The 23,988-nt window shown below is 68.3% G+C and carries 23 protein-coding genes; 10 read left to right on the forward strand and 13 right to left on the reverse strand.

What is annotated here, in order from left to right; all coding sequences use genetic code 11:
- Window positions 1-13: 13 nt before the first annotated feature.
- Both AB0L97_RS15220 and AB0L97_RS15225 read left to right on the forward strand, forming a co-directional pair.
- Window positions 14-385 carry a hypothetical protein gene (locus AB0L97_RS15220; protein WP_355077744.1) on the forward strand — a complete coding sequence of 124 codons (372 nt, stop codon included), beginning with the start codon at window positions 14-16 and terminating at the stop codon, window positions 383-385.
- Between the two features lie 134 nt (window positions 386-519).
- A complete protein-coding gene (locus tag AB0L97_RS15225) occupies window positions 520-3,051 on the forward strand; it encodes a tetratricopeptide repeat protein (protein ID WP_364429466.1) in 2,532 nt (843 codons plus the stop codon).
- A gap of 107 nt (window positions 3,052-3,158) precedes the next feature.
- Here AB0L97_RS15225 and AB0L97_RS15230 read toward each other — a convergent pair whose 3' ends face one another.
- A complete protein-coding gene (locus AB0L97_RS15230) occupies window positions 3,159-4,442 on the reverse strand; it encodes an MFS transporter (RefSeq protein ID WP_364429625.1) in 1,284 nt (427 codons plus the stop codon).
- Window positions 4,443-4,747: 305 nt separating this feature from the next.
- Complete coding sequence (locus AB0L97_RS15235; RefSeq protein ID WP_355077747.1) at window positions 4,748-5,335, reverse strand: TetR/AcrR family transcriptional regulator; 588 nt, start codon at window positions 5,333-5,335, stop codon at window positions 4,748-4,750.
- Window positions 5,336-5,407: 72 nt separating this feature from the next.
- Between AB0L97_RS15235 and AB0L97_RS15240 the strand changes: the two genes are divergently transcribed.
- Entirely contained in the window at window positions 5,408-6,127 is a 720-nt protein-coding gene (locus AB0L97_RS15240; protein ID WP_364429470.1) for an SDR family oxidoreductase, read from the forward strand.
- 3 nt (window positions 6,128-6,130) lie between these two features.
- Here AB0L97_RS15240 and AB0L97_RS15245 read toward each other — a convergent pair whose 3' ends face one another.
- The 6 genes from AB0L97_RS15245 to AB0L97_RS15270 form a co-directional block, all read right to left on the reverse strand.
- Window positions 6,131-6,895 carry a 3-oxoacyl-ACP reductase gene (locus AB0L97_RS15245; protein ID WP_355077750.1) on the reverse strand — a complete coding sequence of 255 codons (765 nt, stop codon included), beginning with the start codon at window positions 6,893-6,895 and terminating at the stop codon, window positions 6,131-6,133.
- Window positions 6,896-6,924: 29 nt separating this feature from the next.
- The gene (locus AB0L97_RS15250) at window positions 6,925-8,283 is read right to left on the reverse strand and encodes an aldehyde dehydrogenase family protein (RefSeq protein WP_355077752.1); all 1,359 of its coding nucleotides are present in this window, start codon (window positions 8,281-8,283) and stop codon (window positions 6,925-6,927) included.
- On the reverse strand, window positions 8,280-9,026 hold the full coding sequence (locus tag AB0L97_RS15255) for a gamma-glutamyl-gamma-aminobutyrate hydrolase family protein (RefSeq protein ID WP_364429475.1): 747 nt from the start codon (window positions 9,024-9,026) through the stop codon (window positions 8,280-8,282). Before AB0L97_RS15255 ends, AB0L97_RS15250 begins: the two co-directional genes overlap by 4 nt.
- On the reverse strand, window positions 9,007-10,371 hold the full coding sequence (locus AB0L97_RS15260; RefSeq protein ID WP_364429478.1) for a glutamine synthetase family protein: 1,365 nt from the start codon (window positions 10,369-10,371) through the stop codon (window positions 9,007-9,009). Before AB0L97_RS15260 ends, AB0L97_RS15255 begins: the two co-directional genes overlap by 20 nt.
- A 142-nt stretch (window positions 10,372-10,513) precedes the next feature.
- The gene (locus AB0L97_RS15265) at window positions 10,514-11,902 is read right to left on the reverse strand and encodes a lipase family protein (RefSeq protein WP_364429481.1); all 1,389 of its coding nucleotides are present in this window, start codon (window positions 11,900-11,902) and stop codon (window positions 10,514-10,516) included.
- A gap of 152 nt (window positions 11,903-12,054) precedes the next feature.
- Window positions 12,055-13,194, reverse strand: a complete 1,140-nt coding sequence (locus tag AB0L97_RS15270; protein WP_364429628.1) for an alpha/beta fold hydrolase — start codon at window positions 13,192-13,194, stop codon at window positions 12,055-12,057.
- Window positions 13,195-13,469: 275 nt separating this feature from the next.
- Between AB0L97_RS15270 and AB0L97_RS15275 the strand changes: the two genes are divergently transcribed.
- The 3 genes from AB0L97_RS15275 (at window position 13,470) to AB0L97_RS15285 (ending at window position 16,743) form a co-directional block, all read left to right on the forward strand.
- Window positions 13,470-14,717: a helix-turn-helix domain-containing protein gene (locus AB0L97_RS15275; protein ID WP_356961039.1), complete on the forward strand. Its 1,248-nt coding sequence runs from the start codon at window positions 13,470-13,472 to the stop codon at window positions 14,715-14,717.
- Window positions 14,718-14,836: 119 nt separating this feature from the next.
- The gene (locus AB0L97_RS15280) at window positions 14,837-16,006 is read left to right on the forward strand and encodes a thiolase family protein (RefSeq protein ID WP_364429486.1); all 1,170 of its coding nucleotides are present in this window, start codon (window positions 14,837-14,839) and stop codon (window positions 16,004-16,006) included.
- Window positions 16,003-16,743, forward strand: a complete 741-nt coding sequence (locus tag AB0L97_RS15285) for an SDR family oxidoreductase (protein ID WP_355077765.1) — start codon at window positions 16,003-16,005, stop codon at window positions 16,741-16,743. Before AB0L97_RS15280 ends, AB0L97_RS15285 begins: the two co-directional genes overlap by 4 nt.
- Window positions 16,744-16,950: 207 nt before the next feature.
- On the opposite strand, the gene AB0L97_RS15290 is transcribed toward AB0L97_RS15285, so the two are convergent.
- The 3 genes from AB0L97_RS15290 to AB0L97_RS15300 all read right to left on the reverse strand — a co-directional run bounded on the left by AB0L97_RS15290 (window position 16,951) and on the right by AB0L97_RS15300 (window position 19,630).
- Entirely contained in the window at window positions 16,951-17,280 is a 330-nt protein-coding gene (locus AB0L97_RS15290; protein WP_355077766.1) for a transglycosylase family protein, read from the reverse strand.
- Window positions 17,281-17,875: 595 nt separating this feature from the next.
- Window positions 17,876-18,340 (reverse strand): YiiD C-terminal domain-containing protein, encoded by a 465-nt coding sequence (locus AB0L97_RS15295; protein WP_355077768.1) that lies wholly within the window; start codon window positions 18,338-18,340, stop codon window positions 17,876-17,878.
- A 144-nt stretch (window positions 18,341-18,484) separates the two neighbouring features.
- Window positions 18,485-19,630 (reverse strand): acyl-CoA dehydrogenase family protein, encoded by a 1,146-nt coding sequence (locus AB0L97_RS15300; protein ID WP_355077770.1) that lies wholly within the window; start codon window positions 19,628-19,630, stop codon window positions 18,485-18,487.
- Between the two features lie 110 nt (window positions 19,631-19,740).
- Here AB0L97_RS15300 and AB0L97_RS15305 point away from each other — a divergent pair, with 110 nt between their 5' ends.
- On the forward strand, window positions 19,741-20,412 hold the full coding sequence (locus tag AB0L97_RS15305; protein ID WP_355077771.1) for a TetR/AcrR family transcriptional regulator: 672 nt from the start codon (window positions 19,741-19,743) through the stop codon (window positions 20,410-20,412).
- 17 nt (window positions 20,413-20,429) lie between these two features.
- Here the strand turns inward: AB0L97_RS15305 and AB0L97_RS15310 are convergent, their stop codons facing one another.
- Window positions 20,430-20,996 (reverse strand): type 1 glutamine amidotransferase domain-containing protein, encoded by a 567-nt coding sequence (locus tag AB0L97_RS15310; RefSeq protein ID WP_364429493.1) that lies wholly within the window; start codon window positions 20,994-20,996, stop codon window positions 20,430-20,432.
- Window positions 20,997-21,056: 60 nt separating this feature from the next.
- Complete coding sequence (locus tag AB0L97_RS15315; protein ID WP_364429496.1) at window positions 21,057-21,716, reverse strand: MerR family transcriptional regulator; 660 nt, start codon at window positions 21,714-21,716, stop codon at window positions 21,057-21,059.
- Between the two features lie 106 nt (window positions 21,717-21,822).
- Between AB0L97_RS15315 and AB0L97_RS15320 the strand changes: the two genes are divergently transcribed.
- From AB0L97_RS15320 to AB0L97_RS15330, 3 genes are read left to right on the forward strand one after another with little or no spacing between them, the layout of a single operon-like run.
- Window positions 21,823-22,785 carry a hypothetical protein gene (locus AB0L97_RS15320; protein WP_364429499.1) on the forward strand — a complete coding sequence of 321 codons (963 nt, stop codon included), beginning with the start codon at window positions 21,823-21,825 and terminating at the stop codon, window positions 22,783-22,785.
- Window positions 22,782-23,228 carry an ABA4-like family protein gene (locus tag AB0L97_RS15325; protein WP_355077779.1) on the forward strand — a complete coding sequence of 149 codons (447 nt, stop codon included), beginning with the start codon at window positions 22,782-22,784 and terminating at the stop codon, window positions 23,226-23,228. The genes AB0L97_RS15320 and AB0L97_RS15325 overlap by 4 nt, the downstream gene beginning before the upstream one ends.
- Complete coding sequence (locus AB0L97_RS15330; protein WP_364429503.1) at window positions 23,228-23,758, forward strand: hypothetical protein; 531 nt, start codon at window positions 23,228-23,230, stop codon at window positions 23,756-23,758. The genes AB0L97_RS15325 and AB0L97_RS15330 overlap by 1 nt, the downstream gene beginning before the upstream one ends.
- Window positions 23,759-23,988: the final 230 nt, after the last annotated feature.

Consider the following 23,988-nt stretch of genomic DNA (forward strand, 5'->3'; position numbering starts at 1 on the left):
CTGCCATCGACACATGGACATCCACGCCTACCCCACCGACGCGACCACACCGGTGGACCCGACCGAGGCACACCGGATCGCCGAGCGGCATCTCACCAACGGCGATTACGCCGATCGAGGCATCACCTATCAGCTAGCGGAGTTCGACACCTGCTTCGTCGCCGTCGCCACCTTCCCCCGCTCGCCGCACGTCGACCCGGACAGTCCGCCGGTGATCGTCGGCGGCTCCGTCTGCGTCATCGACAAGCCCACCGGCGCGGTCTCCTATTGGCCGACCTACCCCGCCGACCTGGTCGCCGACCAGTACGCGACCGCGCTGCGCGACGGGACGCTGGTCATCGAGGACGACTGGCCGGAGGACGACGAGTCACCCTCCTCGGCGTGACCGAGTCCCACATCCACGACGCTCGACCACGACGCGATCCCATACAACGACGAGCCCGAACCTGTCGGACCCCGCTGTTAGCCTGAGCACCAGGATCGGCGCTCTTTCGCTCACGAAATCCATTGGGGGATCGCATGTTCGAAGATCAAACGCTCGAAGGCACCGGACCGGCTCCGACGCCCCGTCCGCAGAGTTCCGCGAAAGCGATCGATCCGTTTCGCGAGTGGCAGGAGACCGCTCCGGACGGAGTTCCCGAAGCCGACCTGCGCCGTGCCGTCGCAGTGGCGACCTTGTTCGGCGCGGATGATTCCGCCGAGGCGGAACAGCTGATGACAGTCGTCTTCGGGAATGGACCCGATACCGCCGCCGACCGGGTGGCGCTCGTCCAGTGGCTGCGGTCCCAGTTCCCGAGCGAGCGGTATCTCGATCCCTCGCCCGGCCCGCTCGGCGACGCGCTCGTCGGTCAGGCGCTGCGCGCGGAAACAGACGCCGGGGTACGGCTGCTGGCCGACGGCGTGCACAGCGCTTCTCTCCGCCAGCGCGAGCGATGCTTCGAAATCCTCTCCCGGCTCCGCACGACAGACGAATACATCGCCTCCACCTGCGCGAAGTATGTCGCCGCTCATCATCGCCGGTTGGCCGAATACATCGCGGATTCCTCGAAGGGCGACCCGGAAGTCCGGCTTCCCGGCTCGATCACCCATCTCCTCCTCAGCTCGATACCGAATAGCCCGGCCGACGGGTCGAACTCCGGGAGCACGCGACAGCTGACGCTCTCCTTGATCGAGATCGGCGATCGTCTCCGTGCCGCAGGCGACACGCGGGCAGCCGGGCGACTGTACCGCCGCGCGTTCCTCCTCGGTCTCGATGACGACCTCGACAGCCCCCTCGCCGAGGAGCGCGATTCCGACGGTGAACTCACCCCGCTCGCGAGCGGGGCGGCCGAAGCCGGACGCCTGTACCGACGCTCCGTCGCCATCGGGGAACGTGTCGCCACCGCGCAACCGGCCGACTCCGGTTACCGCCGCGATCTGTCGGTGTCGTACGGCAAACTGGCCGATCTGGAACGGAAAGCGGGCGCGGTCGACACGGCGACCAGACTGCACTACTGCGCGCTCGCCATCGTCGAAGAACTCGCGGAGGCCGAACCCGCGAACCGCGTGTATCGCCGCGATCTCGCTGTCGTCAACGAGAAGATCGGCGACATCGCCCACGCCGCGGGCGATGCCGACAAAGCCGCGCGCCACTACGGGGTCACGCTCCTCCTCACCGAGGAACTCGCCGCGGCCGACCCGGGGAATACGCTCTATCGACGCGATCTCTCGGTGTCCTACAACAAGCTGGGCGATCTGGCGTCGGCCACCGGCGACCTCGATGAGGCCGCTCGGCGCTACCAGCTCGCGATCAGCATGGCGCGAGAACTGGTCGATGCCGATCCGGACAACCTCCAGTACCAGCGGGATCTTTCGATCGGCTACGACAAGCTCGCCGAAATGGCCCGGACTCGAGGAGATCTGGACGAAGCGATCCGCCTGTACCGGCGCTCGATGGAGATCGCCGAAGCGCTCGTCGCTGCCGAACCCTCGAACCTCGGATACCGACGCGACCTCTCGATCACCGTAGACCGGCTCGGCGGGGCGATCCGCGCGAACGGCGATCCGCACGAGGCCATCCGGCACTACCATCGCGCCCTCGCTCTCACACAGGAACTCCTCGCCGCCGATCCCACCAATCCGCAGTACCGCCGCGACCTCGTCGTCACGTGCAATGTGCTCGGCGACATCGCCAGAGAATGGCGCGATTTCGGCGAAGCCGCCCGGTTCTACCGACGTGCGCTGGAGGGCACGGAGGAACTGGCCGCGGGCGCACCTGGCAATCTCCGATATCGTCGCGACCTCTTGGTCGTCCACGATGCGCTGGGCTCGTTGGCGATGGATCAGGGCGACTACGACGGCGCGGCCACCCACTGCAGGCCTGCCCTGATTCATGCGGAGAAACTGTCGGCCGCCGACCCGGTGAACCTTCGGTATCGGCGTGATCTGCTGCTGGCCTACAACGCGCTCGGCAGAGTCGTAGCCGCCCAGGGAGATCACGGAGAGGCGACGCGACTGTACGAGCACGCCATCGCGGTCGCCGCGAGCCTGGTCGAATCCGCGCCGGACAACAGCACCTACCGCAGAGATCTCTCGTTCTGCTACCACCGGTTCGGCGACCATGCCCGTGCACGGAACGACCTCGCCGAAGCCGATCGCGCGTACCGGAACGCCATGACCATCGATCTCGCTCTGGTGGACTCTCAGCCGTCCAACCCGTCTTACCGCCGCGACCTCTCGGTCACTTACGACCGCCTCGGCACTCTCTCGCGAGCGAGCGGCGACCACCATGCCGCGCGGGACTGGTACAACCGCTCGGCCGAGATCGCCGAGGAACTGTCGGCCGCCGACCCGGGCAACCTCGGCTATCGCCGCGATCTGCTGTCCTGCTGCGACAAACTGGGCAGCCTCGCTCGCGACACCGGCGATATCGCCGGCGCGGCTCAGCATTTCCGCCGCGGACTCGCTGTCGCCGACCATCTGGTGCGCTCGGCGCCATCCGATCTCGGCTACCAGCGCGATCTGGCCCTGATGTACGAACGTCTCGCCGACTTGGCGGGCGGTGTCCGCTGAGATCAACGATGTTCCGGCATCGATCGACGCACAGGCTCGTGGCGGCTCGGCATTCAGGTGGCCGATACGACCGCGCACACTCCCACCGGATGTTTCGACGCCGTGATTCAGAACGCGGGCTGGGCGGGGAGGTCAGGATTCGGGTCCGGACTCGACTCACCCGCGTCGGGAACTTCGGTGCCGCGCAGCGAGGTTCCGGCGGTTTCGCGCAGGTAGTTCCAGGCGACCAGGCCGATCAGGGAAGCGCCGACCATGTAGACGGCGGGGAACAGCGACCAACCGGTTGCCTCGATGACGGCCTCGTTGATCAGCGGGGCGGTGCCGCCGAAGATCGCGGTGGAGACGTTGTAGGCCAGCGCGAAGCCCGCGTACCGGACATGGGTCGGGAAGATCGCGGGGAAGGTGGAGCTGATGGTGGACAACTGCGGCAGGTACAACAGTCCGAGCACGATGAAGCCGAAGATCGCCCATACCGTGCCCTGGCCCATCAGCCAGTACATCGGCACCGCGAGCACGCTGAGACCGGTCAGCGAGAACAACCACATCGGACGGCGGCCGACGTTGTCGGACAGCCGGCCGAAGAACGGCAGCACCAGCATCATCACCAACTGACCGAGCAGCATCATCGCGGTAGTGGCCGATTCGCCCAAGCCGATCGTTTTCTGCAGATAGGTGGGCTGATAGGTCAGCAGCGTGTAATTGACCACGTTGAGCGCGACCACCAGTCCGGCCAGCGTCAGCGTCTCGCGCCGGTAGGTGGTCACCACTTCACGCAGACCGCCTGGCGGGCGCTTGTGCTCGGCGACCTCGGTGAACACCGGGCTCTCGTCGAGCCGGGCCCGCAGGTACCAGCCGGTCAGGCCGAGCGGGACGGCGATCAGGAACGGGATGCGCCAGCCCCAGTCGTGCATGGTGTCCGAACCGAGCGCGAGCTGGCAGGCCAGCACCGTCGCGGAGCCGCCGACGAAGCCCGCGAGCGTGCCGAATTCGAGGAAACTGCCGAGGAATCCGCGTTTGCGGTCGGACGCGCACTCGGCGAGATACGTTGCCGCGCCGCCGTATTCGCCGCCGGTCGAGAAGCCCTGCACCACGCGGAGCAGAATCAGCAGGATGGGCGCCAGCACGCCGACGGACGTGTGGGTGGGCAACACGCCGATGGCGCCGGTGGCGGCGGCCATGAGCAGGATCGTGGTGGCCAGCACGGCTTTACGGCCGATGCGGTCACCGAGCGGGCCCCACACCATGCCGCCGAGCGGCCGGAGCACGAACGAGATGGCGAAGCCGAGCATGGTGCCGAGCGTGCCCAGTTCCCCGGGGAAGAAGGCATCGGTCAGATACGTCGCGGTGGCCGCGTAGACGCCGTAGTCGAACCATTCGGTCGCGTTGCCCATGGCGGAGGCCGCGACGGAACGTCGCAGCGGGAAACTCTCGGAAGTTCGATCGGTCACGTGCACGTCCTCTCCAGTCCGTCACGGACCTCGGTTCGTTCCACCTCCGGCCGCGAGAACCGAAGGTGTGGCACGAAACAGACCGATACCCAGGATTCGCCCCGGGCAAACAGTCACGTAACAGGAAGAGGGCGAACACATCTGCGCTGACCTGCGACTCAACTAGCAATTGTGATGCCAGTCACATATGCACTCGAGTCGCACCGGTCACCGCCTCCACGACGGTCGCGATACGACGGCGCTCGCGCTCACTTCGGCCCGAGCATGGCGGCGATACCCGCGGCGACTTCCCTCGCCAACGCCCCGTCGACCGGAGCGTGCCGCCCGAGCAGGCGGTACCACATCACTCCGAAAGCGAAATCGACCACGAGGTCCAACGACACCGCCCCGGTGAACCGACCACTGTCCACACCTCGTCGCAGCAGCGTGCGCAACACCTCACGACGCGGGCCGATCACGGCGTCCTGCAATCGCTCGGACAGCGCCGGATCGCGTTGCGCGTCGGCCATCAGTCCCACCAGAGCCTGCCCCGTCAGCTCGCGCGTGAGCTCGTAGGTCGCGGTGAGCAAGCCTTCGACCTCGGCGAGCACGTCGGCGGACTCGGCGCGCACACGCAATGCCGGGTTCTCCTCGACGAGCCCGGCCAGCGCCTCCATGAGCACCGCGGCCTTGTCCGGCCACCAGCGATACACCGTCTGCCTGCCCGCGCCCGCGGCGTCGGCGATGGCCTTGATGGTCAGGTCTTGGTAGCCGTCCCGTTCACACAGTTCCAGCGCGGCGCGCAGGATGGCGCGCCTGGTTTCCTCGCTGCGCGGGCGGCCACGGGTTCCGGTCATGCCGACACTTTACAAGACACCATGCCTCGTTTATATTTCGAGACACAGAGCTTCGAAAATCAGGAGGATGTTGTGGGCAACCGGGTCGTCATCGTGGGCGGTACATCGGGCATCGGCCTGGCCGCGGCGCGCAGGCTCGCCGACCACGGGCACGAGGTGATCGTCGCGGGTCGCGACAAGGGCAGGCTCGAGGCCGCATTGGCCGATCTCGGCGAGAACGTCACCGGCCGTACCGTGGACGCGCGTGACGAGGCGGAACTGACCCGATTCTTCGCGGAGATCGGGCCGATCGACCATGTGGTGGTGACCGTGACCGGACCGTCGGGCACGACGCCGTTCCGTGAGCTCGAACTCGAGCATCTGCGCCGCCACGTCGAGGGCAAACTGCTCCCGCACACCGCCGCGATGCAAGCCGCGCTGCCGCACCTGAACGAGGGCGGTTCGATCACCCTGGTGTCGGCGGCCTCGGCGGGCGGCTCGATGCCCGCCACCGCGGCGCTGGCGGCGGTCAATGCCGGTGTGGAGGCGATGGTTCCGGTGCTGGCGGTCGAGCTCGCGCCATTGCGCGTGAACGCGGTGTCCCCCGGCGTGATCGACACCGAATGGTGGAGCTTCCTGCCCGACGGCGCGCGCACCGAGGTCTTCGACCAGATCGCCGCGACCACGCCGGTGGGGCGGGTCGGCACCGCCGACGACGTGGCCCACGCGATCGAATTCCTGGTGGACAACGCGTTCACGACCGGAATCGTGGTGCGCGTCGACGGCGGCGCACGATTGGGCGCGCCGAAGTAGGTCCTACAGCGGCGTCACGTAGGCGCCCGCGATGCCGCCGTCCACCAGGAACTGGGACGCGGTGATGAACGAGGAATCGTCGCTGGCGAGGAAGGCCACGGCAGCGGCGATCTCCTCCGGTTCGGCGAACCGGCCGAGCGGCACGTGCACCAGGCGGCGGGCGGCGCGCTCCGGGTCCTTGGCGAACAGTTCCTGGAGTAGCGGGGTGTTCACCGGCCCGGGGCACAGGGCGTTCACCCGAATGCCGTCGCGGGCGAACTGCACGCCGAGTTCGCGGCTCATCGCCAGTACGCCGCCCTTGGAGGCGGTGTAGGAGATCTGCGAGGTCGCCGCACCCATGACCGCGACGAACGAGGCGGTGTTGATCACCGATCCTTTGCCGCGCTCGAGCATGTGCTCGATGGCGTACTTGCTGCACAGGTACACGGAGGTCAGGTTGACCTCCTGAACCCGCCGCCACGCGTCGATGCCGGTGGTCAGGATCGAATCGTCCTCCGGCGGGGAGATGCCCGCGTTGTTGAACGCGATGTCCAGCCCGCCGTAGGTGTCGACCGCGGTCTGGAAAAGGGCCTTGACCTGGTCTTCGTCGGTGACGTCCACGTGCACGTACCGGCCGCCGACCTCCTTGGCGGCCGCCTCGCCGGTCCCGGCGTCGATGTCAGCGACCACCACCTTCGCCCCCTCCGCCGCGAAGCGACGGACCGTGGCCAGACCGATACCGCTCCCGCCGCCGGTGACGACGGCGACTCGATCCTGTAAGCGCTGCAACGTATCTCCTGTCGGATGTGCGGGTGTCACTACGTGGCGAGGAAGACGTTCTTGGTCTCGGTGAAGGCGAGCGCGGCGTCCGGGCCGAGTTCGCGCCCGAGCCCGGACTGCTTGAAGCCGCCGAACGGCGTCCAGTACCGCACGGACGAATGCGAGTTCACCGACAGGTTGCCCGCCTCCACACCGCGGGCCACGCGCAGCGCGCGGCCGACGTCGCGGGTCCAGATCGAACCGGAGAGGCCGTAATTCGTGTCGTTGGCGATGCGCAGCGCGTCGGCCTCGTCTTCGAACGGGACCACCGCGACCACCGGCCCGAACACCTCGTCGGTGAGCACCCGGTCGGTGGGCGCGCCGGGCAGCACCACGGTCGGCGGATACCAGAATCCGGGACCGTCGGGCGCGCTTCCGGTGAACGCGACCTTGGTCGAGGGTTGCACGAACTCGGCCACTCGCTCCCGGTGCGCGGCCGAGATCAGCGGGCCCATCTCGGTGGATTCGTCGGACGGGTCGCCGACGCGCACCCCCTGCACAGCGGGTTCCAGCAACTCCAGGAACCGGTCGAACACACTGCGCTGCACAAGGATCCGGGAGCGGGCGCAGCAGTCCTGCCCGGCGTTGTCGAAGACGCCGTAGGGCGCGGTCGCCGCCGCCTGTTCCAGGTCGGCGTCGGCGAACACGACGTTCGCGCTCTTGCCGCCGAGTTCCAGCGTCACCCGCTTCACCTGCCGAGCGCAGCCCGCCATGATCCGCGTGCCCACCTCCGTGGAACCGGTGAACACCACCTTGCGGACGGCCGGGTGGGTGACGAAGCGCTCTCCCACCACCGACCCCTTGCCGGGCAGCACCTGGAACACACCCTCGGGCAGGCCCGCCTCGAGCGCCAGTTCACCGAGTCGCAGCGCGGTCAGCGGCGTCAGCTCGGCGGGTTTGAGCACCACGGTGTTGCCCGCGGCGAGCGCGGGCGCGAAACCCCAGGCCGCGATCGGCATCGGGAAATTCCACGGCACGATCACGCCGACCACGCCGAGCGGTTCGTGGAAGGTGATGTCGACTCCACCCGCGACCGGAATCTGACTGCCCAGCAACCGTTCCGGCATTCCGGCCGCGTAGTGCAGCACGTCGCGGACGTTGCCCGCCTCCCAACGCGCGTTGCCGATGGTGTGCCCCGCGTTGGCGACCTCGAGCCGGGCGAGCTGCTCCACATCCGCGTCGACCGCCTCGGCGAACCGGCGCAGCAATCTCGCCCGATCGCCGGGCGCCACCTCGCGCCACCCGGCCGCCGCGCGCTGCGCCGCGGCGACGGCGGCATCGGTCTCGGCTTCGCCGACGAGCTCGACGGTGGTGACCACCTGTTCGGTCGCCGGGTTGAGCACCTGCGCTGTCGTCACGAGTCCCGCTCCCTTCGATAGGTGTCCGCCGCCTCGGCCAGCGCCCGCACCAGCCCGCGATCGGTGGCGTCGGCCTCCGGATGCCACTGCACGCCGACCAGGAACGACCCGTCGGTGGACTCCGCGGCCTCGATCGTGCCGTCCGCGGCGTACGCGGTGGCGGTCAGGCCCTCGGCGAGCCGATCGACGGCCTGGTGATGGTGGCAGTTCACCTTCACCTCCGGACCGGCCAGCCGCGCGACCCGGCTGCCCGCGATGGTCAGCACCCGGGTCGCGGTGAACCCGCCCTCGACGCCGGAGTGCTCCTCGTGTCCGACCACATCGGGCAGATGCGGGATCAGCGTGCCGCCGAGCGCCACGTTCGCCAGTTGCAGCCCGCGGCACACCGCGAGAATCGGCATGCCCGCGGCTCTGGCCAGCTCGAACAGGCCGAACTCCGACTCGTCCCGGTCCGGCCTGGTGTAGCCGGGGATTCCGGCGGCAGGGCCGCCGTAGCGCGCTGGATCGACGTCCGCGCCGCCGGTCAGCACCAACCCGTCGAGCCGTCGCACCAGCTCGGGACGCGCGACGCCGGCGGGCGGCAACAGCACCGGGATGCCACCCGCGGCGGCCACCATCTCGACGTAGGCGTGCGGCAGCACCGCGCACGGCAGATCCCACGCGTTGAAGCGGGCCTGCTCCACATAGGTGGGCAGGCCGATCACGGGACGGGCTCCCGCGACCTCAGAGTCGTTCGAAACCACGGATACGCTCCCAGTCGGTGACCGCGGCGTCGTAGGCGTCCAGTTCGACCCGCGCCGCGTTGCGATAGTGCTCAACTACATCATCACCGAAGGCCGCGCGGGCCACCGCGCTGTCGCCGAACAGCTGGGCCGCTTCGCGCAGCGTACGCGGCACACGGGGGCGCTCGGAGTGATAGGCGTTGCCGTGGAATTCCGGCTCGAGCGGCAGCCGCCGGTCGATGCCGTGCAGTCCCGCTGCGATCAGCGCGGCCACGGCCAGGTACGGGTTCACGTCACCGCCGGGCACCCGGTTCTCGAAGCGCAGCCCATGGTCCTCGCCGACCACGCGGATGGCGCAGGTCCGGTTGTCCCGGCCCCACGCGATCGCGGTCGGCGCGAAGCTGCCCGCGACGAATCGCTTGTAGGAGTTGATGTTCGGCGCGAGCAGGTAGGTGAACTCGCGCATGCAGTCCAGCTGGCCCGCGATGAAGTGCCGCATCAACGGCGACATGCCGTCCGCGCCGTCCCCCGCGAAGACCGGCTCGCCGGCCTCGCCGCGCAGGCTCAAATGAATATGGCAGGAATTGCCTTCCCGCTCATTGTATTTCGCCATGAAGGTGAGGCTGCGCCCTTCCTGCGCCGCGATCTCCTTCGCACCGGTCTTGTAGATACTGTGGTTGTCGCAGGTGACCAGAGCTTCGTCGTACCGGAACGCGATCTCGTGCTGGCCGGGGTTGCACTCGCCTTTGGCCGACTCGACATACATCCCCGCGCCGTCCATCTCCTTGCGGATACGGCGCAACAACGGCTCGATCCGCCCGGTGCCGAGCATCGAGTAGTCGACGTTGTACTGATTGGCCGGCGTCAGCCCGCGGTACCCCGCGTTCCAGGCCGCCTCGTAGCTGTCGTCGAACACCAGGAACTCGAGTTCGGTCCCGACGAACGCGCGCAGGCCGCGCTCGCTCAAGCGGTCCAACTGTTTGCGCAGCACCTGGCGCGGTGAAGCCGCGACCGCCCGCCCTTCCGGCACCACGTGCTCGACGTCGCAGAGCACCAGCGCGGTGCCCGGCCACCACGGGGCCGTCCGCAGCGTGCGCAGATCCGGCCGCAGCACGACGTCTCCGTACCCGGTCTCCCAGGACGAGAGGGCGTATCCGTCGACGGTCGTCATGTCCACGTCCACCGCGAGCAGGTAGCCGCAGGCCTCGGTGGCGTGCTCGAGCACCTCGTCCAGGAAATAGCGTGCCGCGCAGCGCTTCCCTTGCAGTCGCCCCTGCATGTCGGTCATGGCGACCAGCACCGTGTCGATCTCACCCGTATCGACCTGGTCCCGCAATTGCGCCACACTCAGCATCCCGCTACGCATCCACGACCCCTCTCGGCACCAACCGTGCTCACGCTAGAGCAAAACGGACACCTTTGTGACGTGACACCGGAATCTCGTTCCCGGCGCGTAACGGTGTGCGATCAGGCCAGCTCAACAACGTCTCGGTGGTGGCCGAGCAAGATCAGGACAACGGATTGCGGAGCGCCGCGGAAAAGACCGACAGGCGGCGCGGGCCGGGACGCGACAGCGCGGGCGGGCGCGGTGCGCGGATCGGCCGTCCGAGCCACATGCGCACGAGCAAGGCCGCGAATCGCAGGTGGCCGCCCAGCGCCGGACCGGCGAAGGCGAGCGACCAACGCGTCTGCGTACCGGCCGCGGGCAGCTCACGACCGGCGAAGCGACCGGCGAGCCAGTCGACCATGACCGGCAGCGCCAGGAATTGCAGCAGCAGATGGGTGCTGAGCCGATCGCGCAAGTAGCGCACGTGGACGCCCGCCGCGACGTAGCGCGCGACGTGGCCGTCCACGTCGGCGGTCGCGATCACCTCGTCGTGCACGCCCTGCAGCACGAGCATGGGCATCGCGGGCGCTCGGCCGCCGGGGTGGATGTCGTCGAGGATCCGCCGCAGCCCGTCCTGCTCGAGCATGGCGGCCAGTCCCGCGTCACTGTGTTTGTCGATGTCGCGCCGGGCGAAGCGATACAGCAGCGGGAACGTCGCGGTGGTCTCGGTCTCGGCCAGCCAGCCGAGATATCGCGCGTCCAGATGCGCGCGCAGCATGCGGTCGAGATCCGGGTAGCCGCGGCGCAGCCCGGCGGTGAAGACGGCCGCGAATCCCGCGAAGAGGGTGCCGTTGAGCCGGACGAACGCGGCGGCCGGATCCCCCACCGGCGACCCGGCGACCGCGCCGACGATATTCAGCTCGGGCGCGTATTCGGCGGCCATTTCCGCGGCCCAGGCCGTGGCCAATCCCCCGCCCGAATAACCCCACAGCGCCACGGGTGTGGTCGGGTCCAGTCCCAGCGGAACGAAGGCGTGCGCGGCGCGCACCGCGTCCAGCGCGCGATATCCCGGCTCCCTGGCCACGCCGAACCGGCCCGCGGTTCCACCGTGATCCGGCACCGACACCGCCCAGCCCCTCGCCAGGGCGCTGGCGATCAGCGGCAGCTCGAGCTGGGGAATCGACCCCGCCGCCCGTGCGCCGCGCCGGAGCGAATAGGACGGAAGACATTTCGAGGCCACCGCGTCGATCGCGCACTGGAACGACACCAGCGGGCGCGGCTCGGCCGGATCCGCGCCCCACGGCAACAGCACGGTGGTCACCGCGACCTCGGGCACCCCGTTCAGATCACACGTCCGATAGAGCAGTTGCCAGGCCGAGATGCGCTGGGGCACAAGACCGAAGAAGCCGATCCGCACCGCACGCGCGCGAACGATAGCGCCGGGACGCAACCGCCCGACCGCGGGCGGTGGGACGTAGAACGGATCGTCTTCGGGCAGTATCGGCCGCTGCGCGAACGGGGCCGGATCGGGCGGCACTGTACCGCCATCCCATTCGAGTTGCACACTCATCCGGTTCTTCCTTTCCGACGGCACGGCCGTGATCGCGGGCATCCCGCGCCGGATCGCCCATATTCACCCAACCAAGGTCGCGCCCGGAAAAGAATTGTCCCGGGTACCAATTAGACGCGCGCGGATTCTCGTGCCGATGCAGTGACAGCGGCTCACCAGCTGCCGTTGCCGCCGACCATCCACGGATTGAAAGTGCATTCCAGCGACGGCTGGGCGACCGGGTCGAGCGCGTGCAGGACGATCGACGCCGCCCGCGGCGAATACATCATCGTCAGGTGGTCGGACATGTCCTGCTCGCACCCGTCTTGCAGCGTGACGTTGTCGACCGTCGCGTCCGGCCCCGCTTGCAGGAACGTCCATTGATAAGGGTTGGTCACCTCGTCGTGCCGCGAGCCGACCGCCGTGTAGGCGACTCCGGGCACCGTGTCGCCCTGGGCGTTCAGACTGGCGTAGAACGGCGAGCCCACCGCTTGCTGGATATTCGCGAGTCCGACCAGCGGCTCGTAGAACCCGAGAATGTTGACGCCCAGATTGTTGATGATCCGGCCCAGCGTGGCGATACCCATCAGCGACGTGCCGTGGTGTGTCGCTCCCAGGCTCACCAATTTGCCCACTTTGCCCTGGCCGCCCTCGAACTTCAGATAATGGTCGGCGACCGTCCCGCCTTGCGAGTGACCGACGATGTCGACGGCCTGCGCACCGGTCGCGGCCAGGACCCGGTCGACGAAATCGCGCAACTGCACGGAAGAATCCTCCATCCGGCCCACGCCGAAGCGCCCCGGCAGGATCGGGCCGAGACCGCCGCCCTCCAGGATGCCGGAACGCCCGAAATTGAAGGCGAACACGCAGAAACCGGCGCGGGCCAGGCGCGGGGACAAGTAGGAGAAGGTGTCGTAGGCGTTGAGCCAGGTGCCGTGCAGCAGCACCACCGGTCGCGGGTGTTCGGCGGTGGGGGTGCAGTTCCAGCGGTTGCCGCCGGGCGGGGCGGCGTCCGGGTGGGTCAGGCCGTAGGCGAAGGCCGCCAGATACGCCGACATCTCCGGGCCTTCACCGAACGCGTCGGAAGCGACGCTGGTCGGCCATCCCGACGAGCTGCCGCTGTCCACGATCGCGCGCGGTTGCCTGCCGTCCGGGGCGGGCGCCAGGCCCGCGCTGATGTAATCGGCCAGGGCCTGCTGGGTCGGTTCGATCTCCTCCCGCGCGTGCGCCGGTCCGTTGCCGAGTGCCGTGGCCATCGTCACGCCCGCGATCACCGCGGCCCCGAGAATCGCCCGTCGAGCGTTGTGCATCATTGCCAACATCGAGTTCACTTCCATTCACGCCGAACCACAGGCGGCCCGGCGGTGAATCGAACACCGCTACAGAATGTTTCCTACGCCACATTCGGATTCGAATGTGATCGGGGACATAGATGCGAGCCGCTTTCCGAATGTATGACTCGCGCCGGGGCGGTGTCACTGCACGCCGAGGAGAAGATTCCGTCTGGAATGTTGGCCCCGAAGCCAAAATTCGCGCGACTGGGCCCGCGACCTTGCCGCGGTTTCCTGTGGTCGGAAACAATCGGCCCATGTCCGTCGCGTTGTCCCCGGTGGCCGGAGACGCTCCGCTCGTCGCCCGGTTGCTCACCCGCTGGCCGCAGATCGCCGAGCGCATGCTCGCCGCAGGCCTCGGCACCACCTCGCCCGCCGCCGATCTGCCCGAGGGGCATTTCACCGCCGAGGTGCTTCCGGCGATCTACGCGTGCGGCCGCGCCGTGCTCCAGGCGATCGGTGAACAGCGCAGCTTCACCAAGGCCGAAGTCGCGACGTTCGTCGCCCCGGTGGCCGAGCGGCACGCCGAGGACCGGTTCCCCCTGCCCGTGCTGATCGAGGCCATTCACGGCTCCGCGCAGTCGGTGCTCCACGAGGCGGCCGCGCTGGCCTCCCGCGAGGAGCTCGACGACCTCGTGCTGGTCGGCAGCCGACTGCTCGACCTGCTCATGCAGATCAACATCACGGTCGTGGAGACCTACACCGAGGTCGAGCAGTCCATCTACAACGCCGAACGGGAGGCGCGCCGGGCGCTGTGCTCGGCGCTGCTGAACGGGTTCCCCGCGGCGGAGCTGGCGGCGCGGGCTGACACCGCCCTCGCGGAGCACTACACCGTGCTCGCCATCCACATCCGGCCCGACGATCAGCCGAGCAAGGTCGCCACACTCGTCGGACGTCGCCGCATCCGCCTGCTGCACCGTGCTCTGGACGCCCTCGCGGGCACCACGGCGCTGGCCACCTTCGACGGCTGGAGCGGAATCGCGTTGCTGCCCAGCGGTTCCGACGCCGAACTCGACGACGCGCGCCACACCGGGCTTGCCACCGAGCTGGCCGAGAACTTCGGGGTTCCGGTATTCCTCGCCGAGTATCCGTCCGTGCCGAAGGACGCCATTCCGCACACCGCGAAGGAAGCCACCGACCTCGCCGAACTCGCGCGCCTGCTCGGCCGTCCGGCGGGCGTCTACCAACTCGACGATCTGCTGTTGGAGTACCAGCTCACCAGGCCGGGCACCGCCCGCACCCGGCTGGCCGAGCGGATCGCCCCGATCCTGGACAGCCCGCACCTGATGGAAGCCCTCGACGCGCACCTGCGCCACGGCTCGGACCGTAAGGCCGCGGCCGCCGAGATCCACGTGCATCCCAACACGTTCAGCTATCGCCTGCGCCGCATCGCCGAACTCACGGGCGTCGATCCCACCGACCCGCACGACTCCCGGCTGCTGGCGGCCGCGCTGACGATTCAGCGCCTGTATCCGGGCAGGCCGCCCGGTGAGGCCAAGGCCTAGGCACGGGGACTCCCTGCGGTCGATCGCGGCCAGACCGTTGGGCACGCCATGGCCCACGACGGAGAATCTATGTTAACTTAACTGCGAATGCCAGTTAACTTAACTGATCGGAGATGGCCATGAGGTCCGCCGTCGTCGTCGATGTCGTCCGTACACCGTCCGGTAAGGGCAAAGCAGGCGGCGGCCTGTCGGACGTACATCCGGCCACCCTGCTCGCGGGTGTGCTCGCCGAACTCGTCGCCCGCAACGACCTCGATCCCGCCGTGGTGGACGACGTGGTCGGCGGATGCGTCACGCAGAGCGGGGAGCAGGCGTTCAACATCAGCAGGACCGCAGCGCTGGCCGCCGGATTCCCGGATTCGGTGCCCGCTACCACGGTGGACCGGCAGTGCGGGTCCAGCCAGCAGGCCGCGCACTTCGCGGCGCAGGGTGTCATCGCGGGCGCCTACGACGTCGCGATCGCGTGTGGTGTCGAATCCATGAGCCGGGCGCCGATGTTCTCCAACGGCCAGGGCAAGGACGCCAACCGCGGTCCGCTCGCCCACCGCTATCCGGACGGCCTCATCCAGCAGGGCATCGCGGCCGAGGTGATCGCCGCCCGGTGGAAGTTCGACCGCGTCGCGCTCGACGAGTTCGCGGCTCGTTCGCATCGGCTCGCCGCCGACACCGCGGCGCGGGGCGGCTTCGACAACGAACTGGTCGCGGCGGGCGCCCTGACGGCCGACGAGACGATCCGGCCCGCCACCACCGGCGAGAGTCTGGCGAAGTTGCGGCCCGCCTTCGTCGACGACCAGTACACCGCGCGCTTCCCCGAGATCGAGTGGTCGATCACGCCGGGCAACTCCTCCCCGCTGACCGACGGCGCCTCCGCCGCACTGATCATGAGCGAGGAGGCCGCCACGAAACTGGGCCTTCGTCCGCGCGCCCGGTTCCACTCGTTCGCCGTGGTGGGCGACGACCCCCTGCTCATGCTCACAGCCGTGATCCCGGCCACCCGCAAGGTGCTGAATCGCGCCGGGCTGAGCATCGATGACATCGACGCCTACGAGGTGAACGAAGCGTTCGCACCCGTGCCCCTGGTCTGGCAGCACGAGTTGAACGCCGATCCGGCCAAGCTGAACCCCCGCGGCGGCGCGATCGCCCTCGGCCACCCGCTGGGCGCCTCCGGCACCCGCATCCTGGCGACGCTGGTCAACCACCTGGAGCAGACCGGCGGCCGCTACGGCCTGCAGACGATGTGCGAGGCGGGCGGCCTGGCCAACGCGACGATCATCGAACGCCTCGGATGAGCGTCCGCACCGCACTGATCACCGGAGGGTCACGCGGCATCGGCGCCGAGGTGGCGCGCCGACTGGCGGGCGAGGGTTATCACCTGACCCTCGCCGCGCGCACGCTCGACACGCTCGAGCAGACCGCGGCCCGCGTGCGCGCGGAAACGGGAGCCGAGGTGCAGCCGGTGGTCACGCAGATGAACGACCTCGACCAGGTGCGCGCCCTGGTCAAGGCGCATGAGGAACGGTTCGGCGGCATGAACGCGCTGGTGCTGAGCGCGGGCACCGGCACGGCGGGCGCCGTGGCGGACCTGCCCGCGAAGGCGTACGAACGCATGCTGGACGTGAATTTTCGCGCGCCGCTGACGCTCGTCCAGGCCGCGTTGCCGCTGCTGCGCAAGAGCGCGGCCGACGATCGGGAGCGCGGCGCGAAGATCGTCGCGCTGGCTTCGATCACCGGCGTCGCCGGAGAAGCGGGCCTCGCCGCCTACGGGGCCACCAAAGCGGCGCTCATCTCGCTGTGCGAGACGGTATCGCTGGAGGAATCCGCGAACGGCGTCAGCGCGACGGCGGTGTCCCCTGGCTACGTCGACACCGACATGACCGCGTGGAAGCGTGCTGTCCTGGACCGATCGGCCATGCTCACCACCGGTGACATCGCCGAGATGGTCCTGGCGGTCACGCGGCTGTCGCGTAACGCGGTGGTGCCGAACATCGTCCTGTCGCGCGCCGGTGATCAACTGTGGCGGGCCTGAGCACCGTTACCTGACAGCGACTGGCGCGTGGATCCGACCCCTGGAGAGCGGGCGAATCGGCGTTCGGTGAATCCTAATTCGGACCGGATGATCGGATATCGAATTACCGATGCGATTGTCCGAATAAACCGACATTTCGCGAAATTTATTACTGCCGGTAAATAGCTCGGCGCCTACCGTGAATTCGCGGTAGGCGCCGGCGACGCATCAGAGGTAAGAGCCGCACACGGGCCAGGCGCCCGGACCCTGGGTCGCGAGGACGTTCTCCGCGACGCGGATCTGCTCGTCACGGCTGGCGTTGGACGGGCTGCCGCTGCCGCCGTTGGCCTCCCAGGTGCTCTGGGTGAACTGCAGGCCGCCCGAGAAGCCGTTACCGGTGTTGGTGGACCAGTTGCCACTGCTCTCGCACTGCGCGACGGCGTCCCAGTTGTGGGCCGAAGCGGTCGCGGTGGACAGGCCGAACGGCACGGCGACGAAGGCGCCGACAGCCGCGGTGAAGCCGAGAACACGAGTGGTGAATTTACGGTTTTGCGACATGAGATTTCCCGCCTGCGCCCACCGGCTCGGCGAATTCGCCGCGCCCCTGTCCCCAGGGAAGTTCGTGGACACTCGAATCGCGGGACAGGGTTTCCGGCGTTCTGCGATTCGAGCTCGATCTCGGTGTTGCCCCGAGCCGTGACCGACGTTAGCGGAGATGTCGCGACAGATCACGCTCGAATAACGTCGGCATAGGTTTGACCCTTGGTCGAGACTTCGCGCCGTTCACCCAGGTCGATCGCGAAAAATCGACCGATACAGATCCGCTGTTATGGCTTCGTTATGTGGCCGAGATCACTGCGATATGGTGAAGCGGATCGCATTTTCGCAGGTCCACGACTTGCGGTAGTAGGCATACCCCGGCCTCGCCCGCCGCCACTCAGGGCATCAGCTACCGAGCCGTTACCAAATCGAAGAACCGGAGATATCCGCGTGACGCCGCGGCCGAACCGGTGCCCAGCGACCGGTCCGTGATCTCGGCGCGGGCACGGCGACCTGGCCGGACACCGTCGTCGGCCCCCCGCCGGCTCGCCACAGCGCGCGGCCGACCGGCGCCGGATGCGTGCCGAACGCCCCGCTCCGGCGCCGAGGCAGGCTACTTGCCGTGCGCCCGCAATTGGTAGAGGCCTTCGGTCTCCGCCACCACAACGCCGTCGGCGTCGGTGACCACGGATCGCAGCGTGAAGTCGGATTTGCCGTTCGCCGCCGCCTCCGCGCCGACGCGCGTGATCTCCTCCTCCGACAACGTCGCCTCCGCGCGCACATCCGTCTTGGCCGGCTTGCGGAAGAAGACGTGCAGATCCTTCACCAGCGGATAGAACGCCGAGTTGTCGAATGTGGCGACCGCGATCGCGCCGCCGAGGATCTCGGCCACGGTGAACAGCACTCCCGCGTACATCACGCCGAAGTGGTTGCCGTTGCCCTCGACGGGCACCGAGGTCGCCGCGAAACCGCGCCGCACCTCCACCGCCTGCACACCCATTTTGTGCGCGATCGGGATGGTGAATTCCAGTGCCCCGTTGACGATGTCCTTGAACGGAGGAGTCTCGACGTCGCTCATCGCAACCGTCCCTTCACGCTGGAGGTGGCCGGCACCTCGTTGTCTCTGCCACGGCCACCTCGGTGGACGTCACCGAAGCGTAGGCCCTGACCGGCGCGGCCCGACAGGGTGTTGGCAGTTTGCCAACACAGTCGGCCGCTCGGATCACAGACTGCGGGCGATGATCTCTTTCATGATCTCGTTGGTGCCGCCGTAGATCTTCTGGACACGGCTGTCGGTCCACATCCGCGAGATCGGGTATTCGCTCATATAGCCGTAGCCGCCGTGCAGTTGGAGGCACTCGTCGGCCACCGACATCGCGCGATCGGTGGTCCACCACTTGGCCATGGCGACGGTCGGGATGTCCAATTCCCCACGTAGATGCCGCACGATGCAGTCGTCCAGGAACACCCGGGCCACCCGGGTCTCGGTGGCCGCCTCCGCGAGGGTGAACTTGGTGTTCTGGAAGGCGAACAGCGGCTTGCCGAAGGCGTGCCGCTCCTTGGTGTAGCGCAGCGTGACCTCGAGCGCGGCCTCCATCCCTGCCACCGATCCGACGGCGATGATCAGCCGCTCCTGCGGAAGCTGCTGCATCAACTGGACGAAGCCCTGTCCTTCCTGCGTGCCCAGCAGGTTCGACACCGGGACCCGGACGTCCTCGAAGAACAGCTCGGAGGTGTCCTGCCCCTTCTGCCCTACCTTGTCCAGCACTCGGCCGCGGCGGAAGCCCGGCCGGTCGGCCTCGACCAGGATCAGCGAGATGCCACTGGCGCCCTCGCTGGTGTCGGTCTTGGCGACCACGATGATGAGATCGGCCTGGCTGCCGTTGGTGATGAAGGTCTTGGAGCCGTTCACCACGTACTCGTCGCCCTCGCGGATCGCCTTGGTCTTGACGCTCTGCAGGTCCGATCCCGTGCCGGGCTCGGTCATGGCGATCGCGCCGACGACCTCGCCGGTGGCCATCTTGGGCAGCCACTTCCGCTTCTGTTCTTCGGTGCCGTAGTGCAGCAGGTAATGCGCGACGATGCCGCTGTGCAGGGTGGCGCCCCAGGAGGTGTCGAACGCCTTGGCCTGCTCCTCGATCAGCACGGCCTCGTGCGCGAAGGTGCCGCCGCCACCGCCGTACTCCTCCGGGATCGATGCGCACAGCAGGCCGAGCGCGCCCGCCTTGTTCCAGAAGTCGCGGTCGACGTGGTGCTGCTCGATGAACTTGTCGATGTTCGGCGTCAACTCCTTCGCGAAGAACGAGCGGGCGAGCTCGCGCAGGGCGTCCAGGTCGTCGTCGAGCCAGGCGGACCGGTAGGTCGTCATCGGGTGTCCTTGCGAAAGTCTGATACCGACAGTTACGGGTACAGTGTGTACCACGGAACTGCCGGGTACAAGGTGTACCACCCGATTCGCCTGCCGATACGCTGAGCCGCGTGGCACGACGACCTTGGGTGGACACCGCCGACGCGCGGCGTTCCACCAGTGATCGGCCCGGCCGCGACGAACGCCGCCGGGCCATCGTGACAGCCGCGATCGCGGCGATCGAGGAAGACGGCCCGCACGCGCTGACCGGCCGGATCGCCGACCGCGCCGGACTGGCCCGCACGCACGTCTACCGGCATTTCGCCAGCAAAGAGGAACTCGACCTCGCGGTCGCCCGGCACGCGCACCACGATCTGACCGAACGGATTCGCGCGCGCCTGGCGGTGGACGGCACGCCGCTGGACATCATCCGTGCACCCTTGACCCAGCACGTGCGGTGGGCCGCCGAGCATCCCAATCTCTATCGCTTCCTGGTCGGACGCGACTACCGGCGCGGCCGCAACGAACCGCGCGTCGGCGGCAGCGCGTTCGCCGCCGAGATCTCCGCCGCCGCGACCCGCTACCTGCCGGAATTCGGGGCCGACCCGCTGGCCGCGGACCGGGTGGTGGTCGCCCTGCTCGGCTTGGTGGATGCCTCGGTGCGGTGGTGGCTGGAACACCACGACACCACCGAAGCCGCCCTGGTCGACCGCCTGACCACCGAGTGCTGGCTGCTCATCGACAACCGGCTGCGCGATCTGGGAATTACGCTCGATCCGCGAAAATCATTGCCTGGCAACTGAATCGAGCCCCACAGAGGTCAGCGCGAGGCAGGGACCACTTCGCGCGTGATCGCGTGCACGAAATCGGATAGGTCACCCGGGTTGCGCGAAGTGAGCAAGGTCCACCCGCCCTCGACGGAGCGGACCGCCGCTTCGTCGACCCACTCGCCGCCCGCGTTGACGATGTCGGTCCGCAGCGAGAAGTAGGAGGTCAGCGTCTTGCCGCGGACCAGTTCGGCGTTCACGAGCAGCCAGGGGCCATGGCAGATCGCGGCGATCGGCTTGCCCGCGCCTGCGAACTCCTTGGCCAGTTCGATCGCCCGGTCGGTGACCCGCAGCTTGTCCGCGTTCACCGTGCCGCCGGGGACGACCAGCACGTCGAAATCGTCGACAGAGACCTCGTGCACCGACGCATCCGGTTGCACGACGGTGTCTTTCTCCGTGTCGTGCAGGTAGGTCTGCACCTCCTCGCGCTTCGGTGCGGCATGGGTGACGCGCGCCCCGCGCTTGCGGAGTTCGTCGCGCGGCACCAGCAGTTCGTCCCGCTCCACTCCCGTATTCGAGGTGATGATCAGCACGCGCGTCCCATTCAGTTGATCGGTCATGAGCCGCTCTCCTTTCGCCTCTGGATGGTCCTGTTTCCGGCATGCCGCGCGAGGGGCGGGCTAAACCTCGCCGGAGGCGCGATCCGCGGCGTCGTCCGCCGACAGCAGCGTGCTGGACAGATGCTCCTGCGCCAGCCTGCGCAGCGCGGCGAGCAGCGTGTCGCCCAGAATCGTTCCGACAATGGCGGTTTCGGTCATCCGCTCGAGGACCGGTTCGTTGCGGACCAGGGCGATGTCGGTGGCGGCGATGGCCTCGCTGGCACCCGCGTAGTCGTCCATCGCGGCGACCACGTCACCGTGGCCGAGCAGACGCAGCGCGGCGCAGACATCGATGAGGGTGTCGCGGGCCGGGCTGTCGTCATCGATCCGCCAGCCGCGCCGGTCCAGCAGTGCCGCGACATCCTCGGCGGTGGCTTCCCGCTGCTCCTCACCGACCTGCGACCTCCGGCCGCCCAGCGCGTACTGGACGTGGCCCAGCGCGTCCCGCGCGGACAGGCTGCCGCTGTCGAGCGCCGCGAGCAGTTCCTTCGCCGCTTCGATGGACACGCCGCCGATATCCACCAGCGCCCGGATCAGCCGCAGTCTGCTGACGTGGGCATCGCTGTATTCGGCCTGATTGCGATGGGTCCGCACGCCGGAGGGCAGAAGCCCCTCGCGCACGTAGTACTTGATCGTCGCGGGAGCAACGCCGCTGGCGCGGCTGAGTTCGGCGATCCGCATCGGACTCCTCGGCTCGGTCGACGTATTGACAGTCGATAGTACAGCTATCCATAATATTTGCTGATAGTACAACTATCGATACTTCGAGTTCCCGAAAGGTCTCCCCGTGACCGCCTTCTCCCAGCGATTCCCCGCACTCTCCTGGCATCGGCCACTGATGCTTCTCGCCGTCGCCATGGCGCTCCTGGTCGCCTGGTCGATCGGGGGCATGATCATCGACGACCGCACCTCGACCGGGTTGCCGATCTGGGCCAAGTCCGCCAAGTTCGCGTTTTCGGTGCTGATCTATGCCCTGACCTGGGCGTGGCTGCTTGCCCAGCTCACCAGATGGCAGCGCGTCGCCCGGTGGGCGGGGACGGTGGCGGCGCTGGGCCTCGCGGTGGAGCTCATCGTCATCACCACGCAGATCGTGCGCGGCACCACCAGCCACTTCAATTTCACGACGCCGCTCAACGCGGCACTGTGGGAGATCATGGGGTCGTCCATCGTGGTGGTCTGGATCGCCACCTTGGTCGCCTCGGCGGCATTGTTCGCCGATCCGACGGCTGACCCCGCCCGCAACGCGGCGATCCGTTACGGCGCCGCGCTCTCGCTCGCGGGCGCCGCGCTGGGGATGCTGATGGTGCCGCCGACTGCCGAACAACGGGCGGCGGGCAGCGCGATCAGGGGCGCCCACACCGTCGGGCTCGCCGACGGCGGACCCGGCTTGCCCATCCTCGGCTGGAGCACGGCCGGAGGCGATCTGCGTGTCCCGCATTTCCTCGGAATGCATGCGTTGCAGGTGTTTCCGCTGGTTCTACTCGCCGTGGAGTACGGGTCGCGCCGGATTCCGGCCATGCGCTCGGCGGCCACCAGGCGAACGCTCGTCGTGATCGCCGCGGCGGCCTACGCCGCACTGCTCGCGGTGCTGACCTGGCAGGCGCTGCGTGGACAATCGGTGGTCCATCCCGACGTCGCCACCCTGCTGGCTCTCGCCGCCATCGCCCTCGGAGCCGCCCTGTCGGCCGCTGTCACGCTGCGGACGAAAAAGTTTGTCGTGCAACGCGTCCCGATAGGAGCGGGACTATGACGGAGCTGCTGTTCGACATCACTTTTTGGTTCGCGACCCCCTTCTGGGCACTGATGATCCTGGCCCCGGGATGGCGACGGACCAGCGCGATCGTCGCCTCACCGCTCATCTGCCTGCCTCCACTGCTCGTCTACGCGGCGCTGGTCTTGCCCGAGTTCGGCTCGTTCGCAGCGGCGCTCGTCGATCCGGAACTCGCCGGGCTGCGAGAAATACTGGGCCAGGGGTCGGGGGCCGCGGCGGCATGGGCGCACTTCGTGGCCTTCGACCTGTTCCTCGGGCGCTGGATCTACCTGGACAGTCGCGCGCGCGGCCACACGCCGCTGCTGATCAGCCCCCTGCTCGTCCTCACCATCCTGTTCGCGCCGATCGGCGTGCTGCTCTACCTGCTCATCCGATTCACCACGACACCGGCGCCCGGCCGGACCGTCCCCATGGAGGCATGATGGAAACCCTCATCGTTCTGCTCACCACCCTTTTGTCGCTGCGCGTTGCGGGTGCCCTCGGCGCGCGCCGGTTCGCCGCATGGCCCACCTGCGCCGCCTATGCGCTGGGCGTGATGCTGATCATGACCGGCACAACGCATTTCCTGCCGGAGTCGTTCGCGGACACCCCCGTTCCGACCCACGCCGATCTGCTCCCGATGGTGCCGCCGTTCGTCCCGTTCCCCGGCGCGATGGTCTACCTCACCGGCGTACTGGAACTACTCGGCGCGGCGGGCCTCTTCCTCGCCCGCACTCGCCGCGCCGCCGGTCTCGGGCTGACCGCCCTGTTCGTCGTGATGCTGCCCGCCAACATCTACGTGGCGCTCTCCGGCATCCCGTTCAACGACGCACCCGCACCGCCACTGTGGGAGCGCGTTCCGGAGCAGGCACTGTACATCGGCGTCGCCTTGTGGGCCGCCGGGATGCTGCGCTTCCCGCGACGAGCGACCGGTGACCGAATCGCCCATACCGCGGTGATTTCGAAACAGTGAGCGGCATGACGACCATCGACAGGCCGGTCAGATGAACGCCCTCGATCGAAGTGCGCTTGCCGGCTCCAGCCCTTACCGTGATCCTCACGGCCCGAGCGCTCCGCCTTCGAACGCGATCGTGCGGAGATGAACCGGCCCTGACCGCCATGACATGGGCTCCAGCTCCGGTACACGCCTTCCCGGAATCGCCACGAGTGAGCGGTCGTTCGACCGCCCGACGCAGCACCGGA

This window comes from Nocardia sp. NPDC051911 (genome assembly GCF_040681035.1).
GTDB lineage: Bacteria > Actinomycetota > Actinomycetes > Mycobacteriales > Mycobacteriaceae > Nocardia > Nocardia sichangensis.